Raw genomic sequence first — 17,277 nt, forward strand, 5'->3', positions numbered from 1 at the left:
GGGAGGAATTTAAAATGGCAATTCAAACAAGTAACTTAGGTTATCCACGTATCGGACTACAACGAGAATGGAAAAAAACATTGGAAGCTTTTTGGTCCAATAAAATTGATGAAGAACAATTTTTAACAACGATGAAAGAAATTCGCCTTCAACACGTAAAAGTACAGCAAGAAAAAGGAATTGAACTCATTCCAGTCGGCGATTTTACATATTATGATCACGTTCTGGATACTGCTTATATGTTAGGTTTTATCCCGTCACGTTTTTCTGAGTTTACATCTTACCTTGATGTATATTTTGCAATGGCGCGTGGCTCTAAAGATCACGTAGCTTCCGAAATGACTAAATGGTTTAACACAAACTATCATTATATTGTTCCTGAATATGAAGAGGGATTACAAATCTCTTTAAAAGATAATCGTCCACTTCGCTTATACGAAGAGGCAAAACAAGAATTAGGCGTAGATGGAAAGCCTGTTATTTTAGGACCATATACTTTCTTAAAATTAGCAAAAGGCTATAAACAAGATCAATTTGCTACTATTTTAAAACAGTTAGTTACACCTTACGTACAACTACTTTCAGAACTACATGCGGCTGGTGCACAAATCATTCAAGTTGATGAACCGATTTTCGCTTCTTTAACTAAAGAAGAAATTCAGCATGCGAAAGAAATTTATGAAACTATTCGTAAAGAAGTTCCAAACGCGAATCTTCTTTTACAAACATATTTTGATAGTGTAGAAGAAAACTATGAAGAAATTATTACATTCCCTGTATCTAGTGTTGGTTTAGATTTCGTTCACGGTAAAGAAGGTAATTTAAATGCTATTGCGAAATACGGATTCCCAGCTGACAAAACTTTAGCAGTCGGTTGTATAGATGGCCGTAACATTTGGAGAGCGGACCTTGATGAAATTCTTACGTTATTTACAACGTTACAAAAACAAGTCCAAACAAAAGATTTCATCGTTCAGCCTTCTTGTAGTTTATTGCATTCACCAATTGATAAAACCGAGGAAACTCACTTATCGACTGAACTATTTGATGCACTAGCATTTGCAAACCAAAAATTAGAAGAACTAGTTCTTATTCATTCTGCTTTGACTCAAGGTACAGAAAGCATTAGTAACGAACTTGAAACATATCGCAATGCGCACCATACAATACGTTCATCTGCTGCACGTAACCGAGAAGATGTCAAAGCAGCACGAACAGCACTAAAAGAAGAAGATTTTTCACGCCCTCTTCCATTTGAAAAACGATACGAATTACAACAAGTTGCTCTGCAGTTACCGTTGTTACCAACAACAACTATCGGTAGCTTCCCGCAAACAACTGAAGTTCGTCAAACGCGAAAAGAATGGCGTAACGGCGTTATCTCAAATGAACAATATGAGCAATTTATTGAAAAAGAAACAGAAAAATGGATTCGTTACCAAGAAGAAATCGGTCTTGATGTTCTTGTTCATGGTGAATTTGAAAGAACTGACATGGTCGAATACTTCGGTGAACGTCTTGCTGGTTTCTCTTTCACTAAAAACGGTTGGGTACAATCGTATGGTTCCCGTTGCGTGAAACCACCTGTTATTTATGGTGATGTTGCCTTTATAAATGGAATGACTATTAAAGAAACTGTATACGCACAAAGCTTAACAGAAAAAGTAGTAAAAGGTATGCTAACTGGACCTGTCACTATTTTAAATTGGTCATTCGTTCGAAATGATATTTCAAGAAAAGAAGTTTCCTATCAAATTGCATTAGCACTTCGTCATGAAATTGAATTACTTGAATCGTCTGGAATTAGAGTAATCCAAGTCGATGAGCCAGCGCTTCGTGAAGGAATGCCACTAAAAGAAAAAGATTGGGATGCATATATTACATGGGCAGTTCAATCCTTCCTTTTAGCAACATCTTCTGTAGCCAATGAAACGCAAATTCATACGCACATGTGTTACAGTAACTTCGAAGATATTGTAGATGCTATTCGTGCATTAGATGCGGATGTCATTTCTATCGAAACATCACGTAGTCACGGAGAATTTATTGATACATTAAAACATACAACATATGAAAAAGGGATCGGTCTAGGGGTATACGATATTCATAGCCCACGTGTACCAAGTAAAGATGAAATGTTTGAAATCGTAGAACAATCTTTACAAGTATGTGATCCTAAATATTTCTGGATTAATCCTGACTGTGGTTTAAAAACAAGAAAAACGGAAGAAGTTATTCCAGCTTTAGAACACATGGTGCAAGCAGCAAAAGATGCTCGTTCCCTTTTAAAAACAAATGCATAACAAAAATGGGTTATCCTTCCTTAGGATAACCCATTTTTTATTCTTTACTTTCAAAAAAGAATTCGTATTGTAGTTTATATAACTCATCATCCGTTGGTTCTTCAAGAGGAATTACCTGCAATACAACTGTATACTCACCATTTGGAATAGGAATTTGAAATTTATTTGAAAGAATACTCGTTACAACGATACATCCATTTTTAATTGTAAAAGGAACCGTAACTGTTCTAATTACTTCTTCTTTCTCAATATGTTTTCCACAAGTCACTTTTATTTCACAAGTATAATCAGAAAGTGCTTCAAAAATAACAGTTCCATCCGCCTTAGCATAACCTCTATCAAAATCTTCATCCGTCCAGTCTACGTAAGGCTGTTCACCGTCATAGTTCATCAACATTAATTGTGAATAAGAAATTGTTAACTCCATCGTTCCCCTTCTCCTTCATTATGAAATATGTAACACTACTTCACTTCAAATTTCACACGCGTACCATCTGGATATTTATCTAACTTATTTCCTACCCAAGAACCTGCTCCGCGATTATCCGCTGGACTTATATATTCAATATGCGCCCCTTTTCCGCCTTCTTTACACATCGCCATTGGCCATTCATCACGATCATAGCCTTTTTTTGATGGATATGGAGCTAACGATAATTTCCTTCTATCTCCAGCACCACCACGATCAATTGTACAAACTTCTGAATGTCCTTCTTTTATAGCATCCGTAATATGTTTCCCTGTCTCTGGATATCGCCCTTTCGGAAATTCTAGAACTTGATCATACGCATTCGTTTTTTTGATACTTGTTTCCTCTGGAACAAGTACTTCATACACCGCTACTACAATAGAAAGAATTGCAATAATTGAAATGATAATACCTTTTAATTGCTTCATGTATACCTCCATGATTCTACCAGTTTCTTTTCCTCCGTTATTATAACAAACTTCTCCTGTATATGTTTTCAGACATTATTTTAGCTCTTCTTCGCCATTCCGCCAAAAATCTCTCATTTTTCTTCATCTTTTCACTAATGCTGTAGAAAACTAATAACCTTCCGACATTCTTTTTCAAAGGAAGTCCTCATAAAAAGATTGAAATGATATATACGATACTTTTTGGGGAGGAAATAACATGGAAGCTATCTATAAAACAAAAGATGTCACGAATAAAACAGGCATCCCAAAACATATAGTCCGTAAATATAGCCAACTGTTAGAGGAACATGGTTATATCATTTCAAAAACAGCTGATGCTCGTATTTATAAACTGGATGATTTAAAACTATTGAAATCTATACATGAAAGAGCTGCTAAACTGCAAGAAGATATTTCAGAAACGATACCTATTATTTTAAAAGAAAAAGAGGCCCCGCCTGTACCCGCTATACAAGATAAGCAAGAAATACAAACGAAAGAAAAAGAAGATGGGCGTAACTTTGAGGAGTTCATGTTAAAACTCGAAATGCTCGCTCAATTAAATGAAGCAATTATTCATCAAAATTCTACTCTAATTACACAAAATCGTTTGAAAGATGAAAAATTAGATGAATTGATGCAACAAGTTTATGTAAAAGAAGGCTCTCAAGAAAAAATGCTACAAGAGTTAGTTGATCACGCCGCTCAAACAGATGCCTTGCAAAAAGAAAAGATGGACTTATTAATGAATCATATGTATAAACGAGAATCCAAGCAAGAAGAAAAAATGAATAAACTCGTTAATCAAATTTATAATAAAGACAGTAACCGTGATACACAACTTATGCAAGTTATTCGCGAAATTCAAGAAACAAAAAGAATGGTCGCCGCCTCAAAAGAACAAGGTTTCTTCCATTCATTTAAAAGTTTATTTAGCCGAACAAAACAAGAAAGAACAAACGAATAAACAATATAAAATAAAAAGTTACCTTCCATCGGTAACTTTTATTCCTTATTTCTTACAGCTGGTAATATAATAATCGCTTCAGTACCTTTTCCGCTTTCGCTTTTATATTCCAGTGTACCATTATGCGCTTGTAAAATACTAAATGTCACCATAAGTCCTAATCCTGTCCCTTTTTCTTTTAAAGAATAATACGGTTGTCCAAGCCTTGCTAACTGTTCTTTTGTCATACCAACGCCACTATCTTTAACTCTTATTACGATTGTTTCGTCTTTTTGAACAGCCGTTACTTTTAAATATCCTTTATTTCCTTGAATTGCTTCAATACCATTTTTAACAACATTCATAATAGCTTGCTTCAATTTCGTCTTATCACCAATCGTATAAAGGCTCTCAGAAATCTCAACTTGCAAATATACACCTTGCATCGCTGCAAATGATGACATCAAAGTAGTCATTTCTATAAGTTGCGCGGATAAACAAATGTGTTCTTTTTTCTCAATTTGCGGTCTTGCTAAATTTAAATAATCTGAAATAATTTGTTCCGCCCGATCTAATTCAGCTAATACGAGACGCATATAGTCCTTATTCTTCATTTCTTCCGTACTTTCTAGCAATTGGATAAATCCACGAACAACAGTGAGCGGATTTCGAACCTCATGTGCAACACTTGCTGCTAATTCACTTACGATATTAAGTTTTTCTGATTTTTGCATCTCAGTACGTAGTAATGCGTTTTCATTTAAATATTCCGTTAAATACACCTGAAATACCATAGTCATAACCATAATAAGCGAGGCAAATATAAATCCGCTATATATTTGCGAAATATACGGTGTAAAACCTGTTTCTAACAGCACATTAATTATACCAAATACTAGAAAAACCAATACATAAAATGACGAAATCATAAATGCTAAAATTAGCTTCTTACCCCTTGAAAAAAGAGACCATTTCTTTGATAAGAACAATGGAACTATCAATAGAAATATTACTTCTACAACTGGAAGAATGCTCATTCCTTTTAGTGCCCATTCATATGTAACAAAAATAACTGCTGGGATTAAACCGACAATCCCACCATATAAAAAACCACTGACAATTGGGATTGGGTGAAAGTTATACCCGCAAACATTGTCAAAACAAATAGAATATGTCATGGAGAGAACGAGCGTAACGCTAGATAAAAACATAATAAAGTAACGATTCGGCTTCGGAGGCATTTCTTGATAGCGATTTAAACGAATCGCTTCATATAAAAATAATGGCAAAATAATGATGGCAATTTGGATCAATAAATCACGGATAAGCTCCATAGCCTCTCATCCCCTATATGTATTTTGATATGATTATATCATTTTATTAGTGTATTTGTTTTAAAATTTTGATTTTTCTTAACATATTTGTTAATTCTTTGTTAACAACACATATTAATTGTTACAGATTTTCGAAATGATTGTAAACCCTGTACCAAATTTCCTTCATGCAGTATACAATGAATACGGATTACAAAGAAAATATAAAAAATACTTCACTAGACGGACAACTATAGTAAAATACAGCATATAATCCATACTATCTATGTTTACAAATAAGTGATCATTACTTTAGTAGGAGGAAGATAAATATGGCGGGTACTACGCTTGTTTTAAAAGAAGAAAATTTGGTTGTTCTAGAAAATGTTGAAAAATCAGTGTATGAGGAATTACAGCATAAAACAGGAGAAGCAGATTGCACATGTGCTGTGAACGAATCAGTTGTTCACCTTGGCAAAGTATCCTCTGTACTTTGGAATGAAGATGAAATAGATTGGGAATACGGATACTAAAAAGTCGCTTATAGCGGCTTTTTTTCTGTTCTCTCTTTCTAAATTTCATATACAAAGCGTAATCACAGAAAGTATGATAAAATGAACTTAATTTTCAAACGGAAGAAAGGGAGATACAATGGAACAATTCATTAATCCTAGAGTAAAGGACATCCAAATTTCTGGAATCCGCCAATTCTCTAATATGATTCAAAACTATGATAATCTTATCTCTTTAACAATTGGGCAACCCGATTTCCCTACACCTTCTCTCGTAAAAGAAGCGGCAAAACGGGCCATTACAGAAAATTATACAAGCTACACACATAACGCTGGTTTACTAGAATTACGAAAGGCCGCTTGTAACTTTGTAAAAGATAACTACGATTTACATTATTCAGCTGAAAACGAAACCATCGTTACAATCGGTGCTAGTGAAGCAATTGACGTTGCATTCCGAACGATTTTAGAGCCCGGGACAGAAGTAATTTTGCCTGCTCCTATTTATCCAGGTTACGAGCCTATTATTCGACTATGCGGCGCAACGCCAATTTTTGTAGATGTTCGTGAAACTGGATTTCGTTTAACTGCTGCAGCACTAGAAAATGCTATTACAGAAAAAACGAGATGCGTCGTACTGCCATATCCTTCTAATCCAACTGGTGTAACTTTATCAAAAGAAGAATTAAAAGATATTGTATCAGTCTTAAAAGATAAAAATATTTTTGTTCTTTCAGATGAAATTTACAGCGAACTTGTATACGAAGAAAAACACACATCTATCGCCCATTTCCCAGAAATGCGTGAAAAGACGATCGTCATTAACGGTTTATCTAAATCACATTCTATGACTGGCTGGCGTGTTGGACTTTTATTCGCACCAAGCTATTTAGCAGGACATATTTTAAAAGTTCATCAATACAATGTAACGTGTGCTACTTCAATCGCTCAATATGCTGCAATCGAAGCATTAACTGCCGCTAAAGACGCACCGAAGATGATGCGCCACCAATACAAAAAACGCCGTGATTACGTATATAATAGACTCACTCAAATGGGGCTAACAGTTGAAAAACCAACAGGTGCATTTTACTTATTCCCATATGTTGGCCATTTAACATCTTCATCATTTGAGTTTGCACTTGATCTAGTAAAAGAAGCTGGACTAGCCATCGTTCCTGGAACAGCATTTTCTGAGTATGGTGAAGGTTATCTTCGCCTTTCCTATGCATATAGTATCGAAACTTTAAAAGAAGGCTGTGATCGTTTAGAAGCCTTTCTACAAAAAAAAGCTAAGAGTTAAACTCCTAGCTTTTTTATGCATAATGATCACATGTTTGACGCTTCAATAATTTATGCGGAATAATGATACACTTGGCAGTAGATTCAGCATTCTCCACTTTATCAACTAAAGCTTTTGCTGCTTCATATCCTAACTGATATATATTCACATCAACTGTTGAAAGCGGCGGACTGGCAATTTCTGATAATAAAGCATTATTAAAGCTTACAATTGAAACGTCTTTCGGTACAACGAGTCCTTTTTTAGAAAGCGCACTTAACACACCAAGTCCAATTAAATCATCCGTAGCTATAATTGCTGTCGGTGGTTGTTTTAATCCCATTAACTCTTCAACAGCTTGTTGACCACTTTCCCTTGAAAAATCAAAATGTAAAATATACTCTTTCGGTAATACAATGTCTGCTAATTTTAAAGCATCACTCATACCTGCTAAACGATCTCTTGTTACAAGTAAATCTGAGCCACCACCAATGAACGCGACCTGTTTATGTCCTAGTGAAATTAAATATTCTGCCACTTCTCTTGCAGCTGTATAATTGTCATTATCTACATATGTGATTTCATCTTTTCGATCATATGGTTTTCCAATTAAAACAAACGGGAAGTTTTGGTCATGCAAGTATTGAATAATCCGATCGTTCTCTCTTGAATATAAAAGAATAATACCACCAATTTGACGCCCTTGTACCATTTTTACAACACCATTAAAAATTTCATCTTCCGTTTCACCTGTCGACATATAAAGTGCATACCCTTCCACATGTGCAAATGAGCTAATTCCTCTTATAACTTCCGGGAAAAACGGATTTTGAAAAGCTTTACTTGCAGAGCTTGGCATAACAAGACCAAGTGTCTTCGTCGTTTGGTTCGCAAGGTTTCTTGCATTTAAATTGGGATGATATCCTAATTCACTCATTACTTTTCGAACACGGCGCTTTGTCTTTTCACTTATACTTGGATTATCAGCAATTACACGAGAAACAGTTGATGGTGCTACGTTCGCCTTCTTCGCCACATCTTTAATTGTAACTGTCATAAAAAATCCCCTCCTCTCACTTCTCTGCCATTTTTCATATATTTTATCTTGCACTCGTTGCAAGTCATAGGAGAAGTCATAAACTTTCATTTATTTATTTTATCTTGCAAAACTTATCATATTCTCCCTCTCCATGTATTGTAAGGGATATAGCTCTTTTTTCCTATACTATAATATACTATTTATTTCACTTATTTTCACATGTGATGTCAAATCTCTTTTCATCTCCCTATAAAGCTTTTTATAGGGAGATGAAAAGAAAAATGGGACGTAATGTCCCATTTTTCATCCTTTCGTACCTCCAGCTGTTAAACCAGAGATAAAGTATTTTTGTAGTGATAGGAATAAAATTGAAATTGGGATTGCAATTAATACTGAACCCGCTGCAAACGTCGTAAATTCATTACCAAATTTCTTCGCTACCATTTCATATAATCCAACTGCTAAAGTATAATTTTCTGGTGTGCGCAAAATGATACTCGCTAAAATGAAATCTGTAAATGGACCGATGAAAGTGAATAACGCTACAACCGCTACGATTGGCTTTGCAAGCGGCATAATGATTTGCCAAAAAATACGAAAATGCCCTGCTCCGTCCATACGAGCTGACTCATCCAATTCTTTCGGAATCGTATCAAAATACCCTTTCATAAGCCATGTATTCATAGGGATTGCCCCGCCTACATAAATTAAAATTAATGCAAGGTGTGTATCAATTAATCCTGTTAACTGCGCTAATACGTATAGAGCGATTAACGCTGCAAAGTTCGGAATCATTTGCAGAATTAAAAATGTTAATAAGCCATTTTTTCTTCCAACAAAACGGTATCTCGAAAATGCATAAGCAGTAAAACTAATTGCTAACACTGAGAAAATCATCGTTAAAACACTTACTTTTAATGTGTTTTTATACCATAGTAAGTAATTACTATTCTCTAGATCTAATAACTTACGATAATGATCTAACGTTGCATTTTGCGGAATAATACTTGATCCAGATAAACTATCACCCGGATTAAACGATGAGCCAATAATCCATAATAATGGATAGAAAATGATGGCACACATTACGAAAATAACGAAATAGCTTAATGAGAGACGTAACATCTTCTGTCTTTTAATATTCATTTACATCATATCCTCTTCTTGGAATGATTTTGTTCTCTTAAATTGCCATAACGCAACTGTAATAACGATTAACGATAAAATCATTGTAAGAGCTGCTGCTTTCCCGTACTGCGCTGAAGTCATCGTCAACTTATAAATCCATGAAATTAAAATATCTGTTCCACCTGCATCTTGTCCAGCTACAGCAGGACCTCCGCCGTTAAATAGATAGATAATACTAAAGTTATTAAAGTTAAACGTATATTGCGTAATTAATATTGGTGCTGTTGCATATAAAACAAGTGGCAATGTAATTTTACGAAACTGTTGCCAAGCTGTCGCTCCATCTACTGTAGCCGCTTCATATAATTCTCCTGGAATCGATTGCAAAATACCTGTTGTCATTGCAAAGACGAATGGGAACCCAAGCCACGTTTGAATCATAATTAAAGCTATCTTCGCCCAAAATGGATCTGTCATCCAAGCTATCTTTTCAATTCCGAATAACGCCAATACTTGATTGTTAATTGCTCCAAATGTTTCATTAAACATACCAGAGAAAACAAGAATAGATACGAATGCTGGAACAGCCCACGGTAAAATGAAGATTGTTCGAATAATTGCCTTCCCTTTAATACCAGGCTGATTTACGATAATCGCTAAAAAAATACCGAGTGCAACTTGTAATGTCGTTGCAACGAATGTCCAAATGACCGTCCAAGAGAATACACTTAAAAATGTCTCTCTCCACATCGGTAGTGTGAAAATATCAATAAAGTTTTTAAAGCCCACCCAATCTACTAATTTAGCTGGAGGAGAATGATATAAATCATAGTTCGTAAATCCAATTAAAATTACGAAAATGATTGGAAATACAACAACAAAGATAAGTAGTAGAAAACCTGGCGAAACCATTAAATACGGAAAGCCTTGATCTAATAAATTACGGTATTGCTCTTTTACAGAGTTTAAAGGTGTTCCGATATCACGTTTCTTTCCATTTTGATATGCATCATATAAATTAAATGCATATATTCCGAGTCCAAACACGATAACGATAAGTGCTAAGATCCCTTCCACTAATAGAAAGACAGAATGATCACGTGGAACTTCTGTACCAAGCGTTACAATCCCCCATAGTCCCATATTTAATAAATCAGCAAAGGCTACAATAAATGAACCTGTTAATACTAGAAAAATAAGACCTTTTACAAATTGTTTATTATACATTTGGCCCACGCCCGGAATGATTGATAACATGGTTGCCATTTTCCTATGTTTTGAACCGTTCAAATCTTTCATTGGTTCCATAGATGTTTGCATATTCCTTCCCCCTTTTTTCTTCCTACTTGGAAGGGAGAGAATTCGTGCCCCTCATATTAGAGGCACGAACTTCACCTTATTTTTTCTTGTTATGATTTGCCTCAATATTACCTTTAATTTGCTTCACTGCACTATCAAGAGCTGCTTTTGGCGCCTCTTTATCTGTAACAACTAATTGAAGGGCATCTCCAGCTGGTTTCCATACTTCTTGCATTTCTGGAATGTTTGGCATTGGAATTCCATTTTCTGATTGCGTTGCAACCGCTTTTGCAGCTTCGTTATCTTTAATAATCGGATCTTCCATTACTGATTTTACTGGCGGAATTTCTTTCGTTTTCTCAAATCTAATTTTCGCGTTTTCTTCATTCGTTACCCATTCAGTGAATTTAGTAGCTAAATCATTTTGTTTAGAGAAGCTTGTTACATGCCATCCTTTTACCCCAACGAACGTTTTCATCGGTTGACCATTTGGTAATTTTGGCATTGGAGCAACACCATAATCAATTCCGTTCTTTTCCATCGCTTGGAACGCCCATGGTCCGTTCATGATAGAAGCTGCTTTTCCTTCATTAAATAATCCGTCAGCAGCAGGTCCACCAGATTCACCGATAATACCTTTCGGGAATAGTTTTTCTTTGTACCATTTCTGAAGATATTCAGCACCTTGTACAGCACCACTATTATTTAACCCAACATCACTTGCATTTGGTTTTCCATCTTTTTCACCAAACACATAACCACCCATACCTGCCATGAATGCATTAGCAAAGTAGAAATTATCTCCTAATGTTAAAAATCCGTACTTGCCATCCTTTGTAAAATCTTTTGAGAAGTTAAACAATTCATCCATTGTTTCTGGTGCTTTTTGCATAAACTTTTTATTGTAAATAAAGACTGGTGTTTCAATCGCTTTTGGTAAGCCATATAGTTTCCCGTTATATGTCTGTGCTTCTATTGATAAATCAGTAAACTTACTCTTAACAGCATCATCTGCTTTCACTTCAGAAAGTAAGCCCTCTGTTACTGCATTTCCGATTTGATCGTGTGGCAATGTTACAACATCCGGTCCAGTCCCCGCTGGTCCATCAAGACGTAACTTCTTCACTTGATCTGTCATTTGCATTTCAACAACTTTTACTTTTACTTTATATTTTTCCTCAAAGCTTTTCACTGCTGGTTCTAAACCAACGCCTTTTTTATCATCTTCCCAAACGAGAAGATCATAGTCTTTCTTCGCTTTACTTTCCTCTTTTTTCCCTGAATCTTTCGGCCCACATGCAGATAACATACCAATTGATAATGCCGAAACCGTTAATAATGATAATGCTTTCTTCATCCCAAAAAACCTCCCTAAATTGTCTATGTACCTTAATAATTGAAAACGTTTGCATTTGAAAGTTTAATAGAAGCGCAAACCCTATCTCAAATCTATGAAAACGTTTGCGCTATTTGTCTATCATTATACATTCTTTTATTCATTTTGCAAATATTAATTTTAAAAATAATGTTATTATGCTCTTTATACATTGACTTTACATGAAATGAATACTACTCTTATAAGCAATATTAAAGCTAATAGAAAGGCAATCGTTTGCAATACAGGCTTTATTATTACATTTAAGGGAATAATATGTATAGAGATATTAAAGGGGGATTTTCTATATGCTTAAAGAAGCCGTTTACCATAGGCCGAAAGATAATTATGCATACGCTTACGATGAAAAAACAATTCACATCCGAATACGTACTAAGAGAAACGATGTTCAAATCGCCACTCTTATTTATGGTGACCCTTACGAATGGACAGATGGAAAATGGATTACGTCAAATACGCCGATGTACAAAACTGGTTCTACTGCATTATTTGATTATTGGTCCATTTCAATCGAACCGAAATTTAAGCGCTTACGTTATGGATTCGAATTAAAAACTGAGACAGAAACTCTTATTTATGCAGAACGAGGCTTTTTCTCAAACATTCCAGATGACGATGTCGGTAACTTTTTCTGCTTTCCATTCATTCATACAAAAGACGTTTTCATGGCACCACCTTGGATTAAGGACACAGTATGGTATCAAATCTTCCCAGAACGATTCGCTAACGGGGACAGCACATTAAATCCAGCAAACACCCTCCCTTGGGGAAGTACCGAACCAACTCCAACTAATTTTTTCGGAGGAGATTTTGCTGGTATTATTCAAAACCTTGATTACCTTGTTAAACTTGGGGTTTCCGGAATATACTTCACACCTATTTTTAAAGCTCATTCAAACCATAAATATGACACTATTGACTACATGGAAATCGATCCGCAATTCGGGACGAAAGAAACTTTCAAAGAACTTGTTGAGGCATGTCATAAACACGGTATAAAAGTAATGCTCGATGCTGTTTTTAATCATAGTGGCTACTTTTTCAATAAATTCCAAGACGTACTAGAACATGGTGAAAAGTCAGCATATAAAGAGTGGTTCCACATTCATGAATTCCCAATTATAATCGAGCCACTTCCTAATTATGATACTTTCGCATTTACACCGTATATGCCTAAATTAAATACTGCACACCCAGATGTAAAACAATATTTACTTGAAGTAGGGCGTTATTGGGTAAGAGAATTCAATATAGATGGTTGGCGCCTTGATGTAGCAAATGAAGTTGACCACTGCTTTTGGAGAGAATTCCGAAGTGAGATAAAGGCGTTAAATCCTGAAGTATATATTTTAGGAGAAATTTGGCACGACGCCCTCCCATGGCTACACGGAGATCAATTTGATGCTGTCATGAGCTATCCTGTTACAAATGCTCTACTTTCTTACTTTGCTAACAATTCCATTAAAGCAAGTGAATTCATGAAACAAATTATAGAATCTCTACATTCCTACTCTATGAATATAAATGAAGCCGCATTTCATTTATTAGACAGCCATGATACACCAAGAATATTAACAACATGTAACGGAGATAAAAATAAGTTAAAGTTACTCTATGTATTCCATCTTTCTTTCATCGGCTCTCCTTGTATTTATTATGGAGACGAAATCGGTATGGATGGCGGCATGGACCCAGATTGCCGCAAATGTATGATTTGGGATACAAAAGAACAAGACCATGTATTATTTACACATATACAAACATTACTTTCATTACGAAAACAATATAAAGCATTTGGAGGACATGGTACATTCCAATTCATCGAAGCAAATGATGAGCATAATTACATTTCTTATACGAAAACATATGGAGATGAAACTATCTTTTTCGTTTTAAATCCTACTAACGATGAAATTACAGCTTCACTCCCTATCCATATTACAAGGAAGAAAATAGTCAATATATATACAAACGAAGAATTTTCAGCAGAAGCAAGTGTATTACAAGTTACACTTCCACCGCACGGATTCTCAATATTAAAATGGTAATAGAAAAAGCCTTATGTCGCTCGGACATAAGGCTTTTTCTTATTTCAATTTATACACCATTGCTTCATATGGACGCAATGTAACGTTTTCCATTAATCCATTTTCCGAGTCATAATTGTGTATTAACAGTTCTGATTCACTATAAACAATGTTCTCAGGCAATTCAAATACACATTGATCCGCAGTGAAGTTTGCAATCACAAGTAGCTTTTCTTCTCCATATGTTCTTACATAAGCAAAAATAGAAGGGCTATTATCTAGTATTAAATCATACGATCCATACACAACTATTTCATTATTTTTGCGTAACTCAATCAATTTCTTATAGTAATAAAAAATTGATCCTTCGTCTTGGATTGCTTGTTTCACATTAATCTCTTTGTAATTAGGGTTTACCGTAATCCAAGGTTCACCCGTTGTAAATCCAGCGTGATACTGATCATCCCACTGCATCGGAGTTCTAGCATTATCACGACCTTTTATATAAATAGATTCCATGACTTTTTCTTTATCTTCACCACGGTCTATCACTTTTTCTTTATACATATTTAACGTTTCAATATCTCGATATTCATCAATTGATTCGAATCGAACGTTAGTCATTCCGATTTCTTCTCCTTGATAAATATATGGTGTTCCTTTCATCATATGAAGCACCGTCGCTAACATTTTCGCAGATTCAGTACGATACATTCCATCATTACCAAAACGAGATACAACGCGCGGCTGATCATGGTTATTCCAATACAGGCTATTCCATCCTGTATGCTCTAATGCTTTTTGCCACTTTGTTAAATTCTGTTTTAAAGTAAGAAGTGGACATGGTTTTACATCCCATTTTCCGCCTTCTCCTGAATCTAAATCCATATGTTCAAATTGAAATACCATTTGTAGTTCTTTTCTAGCTTCTCCTGTATACAATTTAGCTTCTTCTGTCGTTACACCAGGCATTTCACCAACCGTCATAATATTATAATGAGACAATACTTCTTCATTCATTTCATGCAAATATTTATGAATGTTTGGACCGTTCATAAAATGCTTATGACCTGAAACATACCCCTCTTCTTCTGTTTCAACAGTCGGTAAACCTTCTTCTTTAGAAATAAAATTGATAACATCCATGCGGAATCCATCAATTCCTTTTTCTAACCAAAACTTCATCATTTCATAAACATCTTGTCTTACCTGTTCATTATCCCAATTTAAATCCGGCTGTTTTTTAGAAAACAGATGTAAATAATACTCATCTGTCATTTCATCATATTGCCATGCAGATCCACTAAAAGCTGCTCCCCAGTTATTCGGCTCTTTCCCTTCTTTTCCAGAACGCCATATATAGTAATCTCTATATTTATTATCTGTTGATTTACGTGATTCAATAAACCAATTATGTTCATCAGAAGTATGATTAACAACTAAATCCATCATAAGTTTCATATTACGTTCATGCATTTCATGTAATAGCTCATCCCAATCTTCCATTGTTCCGAACTCGTTCATAATTTTACAATAATCACTTATATCATAACCATTATCATCATTTGGAGATTCATAGACTGGCGATAACCAAATTACATCAATCCCTAATTTTTTTAAGTAATCTAGCTTTGAAATAATACCACGAAGATCCCCTATACCATCACCATTACTATCCATAAAGCTACGAGGATAAATTTGATATACTACACTTTCTTTCCACCATTGTTTTTCCATTATGCTACCCCATTTCATTAGTAATTCATTCTTCTCTTTCTCCCAAGGCGCAAACGTTTTCACTAATGAATGATAACAGATTCTATCTTAATTTAAAATAGCGCTTACAATTTTTATCCTTCTTTTTCTAGGAAAACATATGAAAACTACTACATATCACTCGAATAAATGAAAACGTTTTATTTTTTTATTTATTTTTTGAATCTATTCGTTTATAATAAACTCAAAGAAAACGTTTGCATAATTTTTTCTAGGGGGAAATACCATGGCAGAACTGAAATTAGAAAACATTTATAAAATATATGATAATAACGTAACCGCTGTAACAGATTTTAATTTACACATTCAAGATAAAGAGTTTATCGTATTTGTTGGTCCTTCTGGATGCGGAAAATCTACAACATTACGAATGGTAGCTGGACTTGAAGATATTTCAAAAGGAGAATTTTCAATTGATGGTAAGCTAATGAATGATGTTCCTCCAAAAGATCGTGATATCGCAATGGTTTTCCAAAACTATGCTCTTTATCCACATATGAGTGTATATGATAATATGGCATTTGGATTAAAGCTTCGAAAAATACCAAAAGATGAAATCGATCGTCGTGTGAAAGATGCCGCACGAATTTTAGGGCTTGAACAATATTTAAATAGAAAACCAAAAGCGTTATCAGGTGGACAACGCCAACGTGTTGCGTTAGGTAGAGCAATCGTTCGAGACGCGAAAGTTTTCTTAATGGATGAACCATTATCAAACTTAGATGCAAAACTCCGTGTTGCAATGCGCTCAGAAATTTCTAAGTTACACCATCGCCTTGGAACAACGACAATTTATGTAACACATGATCAAACAGAAGCAATGACAATGGCTTCCCGTCTTGTTGTTATGAAGGACGGAAAGATTCAACAAATTGGAACTCCAAAAGAAGTATATGAAACACCTGAAAACATTTTTGTTGGCGGATTTATTGGCTCTCCAGCTATGAATTTCTTCCGTGGTACATTAACTGAAACTGATTTCGTTATAGATAATTCATTGAAAATCAAAGTATCTGAAGGAAAAATGAAATTATTACGTGAACAAGGTTATGTAAATAAGGAAATCGTTTTAGGAATTCGTCCTGAAGATATTCATGATGAACTACTATTTTTAGAGGCTTCACAATCTACTACTTTCACATCAAAAATTGAAGTTGCTGAGTTGTTAGGTGCTGAATCCATTTTATATATGAAACTTGGAAATCAAGATTTTGCAGCACGTGTTGATGCAAGACATATATTCTCACCTGGAGACCAAATTAAATTAGCATTTGATTTAAATAAAGCGCATTTCTTTGATAGCCAAACCGAACAACGTATTCGCTAAAAAAATTTTCT

The 17,277-nt window shown here is 34.9% G+C and carries 14 protein-coding genes; 6 read left to right on the forward strand and 8 right to left on the reverse strand.

Going from position 1 to position 17,277, the window contains the following annotated elements:
- The first annotated feature begins 14 nt into the window (after positions 1–14).
- A complete protein-coding gene (metE, locus tag JDS95_RS04490; RefSeq protein WP_001007621.1) occupies positions 15–2,303 on the forward strand; it encodes a 5-methyltetrahydropteroyltriglutamate--homocysteine S-methyltransferase in 2,289 nt (762 codons plus the stop codon).
- Positions 2,304–2,340: 37 nt separating this feature from the next.
- Here metE and JDS95_RS04495 read toward each other — a convergent pair whose 3' ends face one another.
- Positions 2,341–2,730, reverse strand: coding sequence for a competence protein ComJ (locus tag JDS95_RS04495; protein WP_000424019.1), 390 nt, complete (start codon positions 2,728–2,730; stop codon positions 2,341–2,343).
- Positions 2,731–2,765: 35 nt separating this feature from the next.
- Positions 2,766–3,200 carry a DNA-entry nuclease gene (gene nucA / locus JDS95_RS04500; RefSeq protein ID WP_000811505.1) on the reverse strand — a complete coding sequence of 145 codons (435 nt, stop codon included), beginning with the start codon at positions 3,198–3,200 and terminating at the stop codon, positions 2,766–2,768.
- Between the two features lie 238 nt (positions 3,201–3,438).
- Here nucA and JDS95_RS04505 point away from each other — a divergent pair, with 238 nt between their 5' ends.
- Positions 3,439–4,188: a DUF3967 domain-containing protein gene (locus tag JDS95_RS04505; RefSeq protein WP_000387496.1), complete on the forward strand. Its 750-nt coding sequence runs from the start codon at positions 3,439–3,441 to the stop codon at positions 4,186–4,188.
- Positions 4,189–4,226: 38 nt separating this feature from the next.
- Here the strand turns inward: JDS95_RS04505 and JDS95_RS04510 are convergent, their stop codons facing one another.
- Entirely contained in the window at positions 4,227–5,501 is a 1,275-nt protein-coding gene (locus JDS95_RS04510) for a sensor histidine kinase (RefSeq protein WP_000420365.1), read from the reverse strand.
- A 311-nt stretch (positions 5,502–5,812) separates the two neighbouring features.
- Between JDS95_RS04510 and JDS95_RS04515 the strand changes: the two genes are divergently transcribed.
- Both JDS95_RS04515 and JDS95_RS04520 read left to right on the forward strand, forming a co-directional pair.
- Complete coding sequence (locus tag JDS95_RS04515; RefSeq protein WP_000929282.1) at positions 5,813–6,013, forward strand: hypothetical protein; 201 nt, start codon at positions 5,813–5,815, stop codon at positions 6,011–6,013.
- A 118-nt stretch (positions 6,014–6,131) separates the two neighbouring features.
- Positions 6,132–7,295, forward strand: coding sequence for an aminotransferase A (locus JDS95_RS04520; protein ID WP_000434562.1), 1,164 nt, complete (start codon positions 6,132–6,134; stop codon positions 7,293–7,295).
- A gap of 13 nt (positions 7,296–7,308) precedes the next feature.
- Here the strand turns inward: JDS95_RS04520 and malR are convergent, their stop codons facing one another.
- The 4 genes from malR to JDS95_RS04540 form a co-directional block, all read right to left on the reverse strand.
- Positions 7,309–8,331, reverse strand: a complete 1,023-nt coding sequence (malR, locus tag JDS95_RS04525) for a maltose operon transcriptional repressor MalR (protein WP_000219033.1) — start codon at positions 8,329–8,331, stop codon at positions 7,309–7,311.
- A gap of 285 nt (positions 8,332–8,616) precedes the next feature.
- Positions 8,617–9,459: a maltosaccharide ABC transporter permease MalD gene (malD, locus tag JDS95_RS04530; protein WP_001022595.1), complete on the reverse strand. Its 843-nt coding sequence runs from the start codon at positions 9,457–9,459 to the stop codon at positions 8,617–8,619.
- Positions 9,460–10,761, reverse strand: coding sequence for a maltosaccharide ABC transporter permease MalC (gene malC, locus JDS95_RS04535; RefSeq protein WP_001195000.1), 1,302 nt, complete (start codon positions 10,759–10,761; stop codon positions 9,460–9,462).
- A 76-nt stretch (positions 10,762–10,837) separates the two neighbouring features.
- Positions 10,838–12,097 (reverse strand): extracellular solute-binding protein, encoded by a 1,260-nt coding sequence (locus tag JDS95_RS04540; RefSeq protein ID WP_000709915.1) that lies wholly within the window; start codon positions 12,095–12,097, stop codon positions 10,838–10,840.
- 326 nt (positions 12,098–12,423) lie between these two features.
- Here JDS95_RS04540 and JDS95_RS04545 point away from each other — a divergent pair, with 326 nt between their 5' ends.
- Complete coding sequence (locus JDS95_RS04545; protein WP_144467034.1) at positions 12,424–14,184, forward strand: alpha-glycosidase; 1,761 nt, start codon at positions 12,424–12,426, stop codon at positions 14,182–14,184.
- 39 nt (positions 14,185–14,223) lie between these two features.
- Here JDS95_RS04545 and malL read toward each other — a convergent pair whose 3' ends face one another.
- On the reverse strand, positions 14,224–15,900 hold the full coding sequence (malL, locus tag JDS95_RS04550) for an oligo-1,6-glucosidase (RefSeq protein WP_199690295.1): 1,677 nt from the start codon (positions 15,898–15,900) through the stop codon (positions 14,224–14,226).
- Positions 15,901–16,165: 265 nt separating this feature from the next.
- Here malL and JDS95_RS04555 point away from each other — a divergent pair, with 265 nt between their 5' ends.
- Positions 16,166–17,266, forward strand: a complete 1,101-nt coding sequence (locus tag JDS95_RS04555; RefSeq protein ID WP_100063401.1) for an ABC transporter ATP-binding protein — start codon at positions 16,166–16,168, stop codon at positions 17,264–17,266.
- The last annotated feature ends 11 nt before the right edge of the window (positions 17,267–17,277 follow it).

The sequence above is a fragment of the Bacillus cereus group sp. N24 genome, assembly GCF_016483345.1.
Lineage (GTDB): Bacteria > Bacillota > Bacilli > Bacillales > Bacillaceae_G > Bacillus_A > Bacillus_A toyonensis.

What these genes read in the sequence shown, in the direction of transcription:
- metE (WP_001007621.1), top strand. Translation starts at nt 15, where the DNA reads ATGGCAATTCAAACAAGTAACTTAGGTTATCCACGTATCGGACTACAA.
- JDS95_RS04495 (WP_000424019.1), bottom strand. Translation starts at nt 2,730, where the DNA reads ATGGAGTTAACAATTTCTTATTCACAATTAATGTTGATGAACTATGAC.
- nucA (WP_000811505.1), bottom strand. Translation starts at nt 3,200, where the DNA reads ATGAAGCAATTAAAAGGTATTATCATTTCAATTATTGCAATTCTTTCT.
- JDS95_RS04505 (WP_000387496.1), top strand. Translation starts at nt 3,439, where the DNA reads ATGGAAGCTATCTATAAAACAAAAGATGTCACGAATAAAACAGGCATC.
- JDS95_RS04510 (WP_000420365.1), bottom strand. Translation starts at nt 5,501, where the DNA reads ATGGAGCTTATCCGTGATTTATTGATCCAAATTGCCATCATTATTTTG.
- JDS95_RS04515 (WP_000929282.1), top strand. Translation starts at nt 5,813, where the DNA reads ATGGCGGGTACTACGCTTGTTTTAAAAGAAGAAAATTTGGTTGTTCTA.
- JDS95_RS04520 (WP_000434562.1), top strand. Translation starts at nt 6,132, where the DNA reads ATGGAACAATTCATTAATCCTAGAGTAAAGGACATCCAAATTTCTGGA.
- malR (WP_000219033.1), bottom strand. Translation starts at nt 8,331, where the DNA reads ATGACAGTTACAATTAAAGATGTGGCGAAGAAGGCGAACGTAGCACCA.
- malD (WP_001022595.1), bottom strand. Translation starts at nt 9,459, where the DNA reads ATGAATATTAAAAGACAGAAGATGTTACGTCTCTCATTAAGCTATTTC.
- malC (WP_001195000.1), bottom strand. Translation starts at nt 10,761, where the DNA reads ATGCAAACATCTATGGAACCAATGAAAGATTTGAACGGTTCAAAACAT.
- JDS95_RS04540 (WP_000709915.1), bottom strand. Translation starts at nt 12,097, where the DNA reads ATGAAGAAAGCATTATCATTATTAACGGTTTCGGCATTATCAATTGGT.
- JDS95_RS04545 (WP_144467034.1), top strand. Translation starts at nt 12,424, where the DNA reads ATGCTTAAAGAAGCCGTTTACCATAGGCCGAAAGATAATTATGCATAC.
- malL (WP_199690295.1), bottom strand. Translation starts at nt 15,900, where the DNA reads ATGGAAAAACAATGGTGGAAAGAAAGTGTAGTATATCAAATTTATCCT.
- JDS95_RS04555 (WP_100063401.1), top strand. Translation starts at nt 16,166, where the DNA reads ATGGCAGAACTGAAATTAGAAAACATTTATAAAATATATGATAATAAC.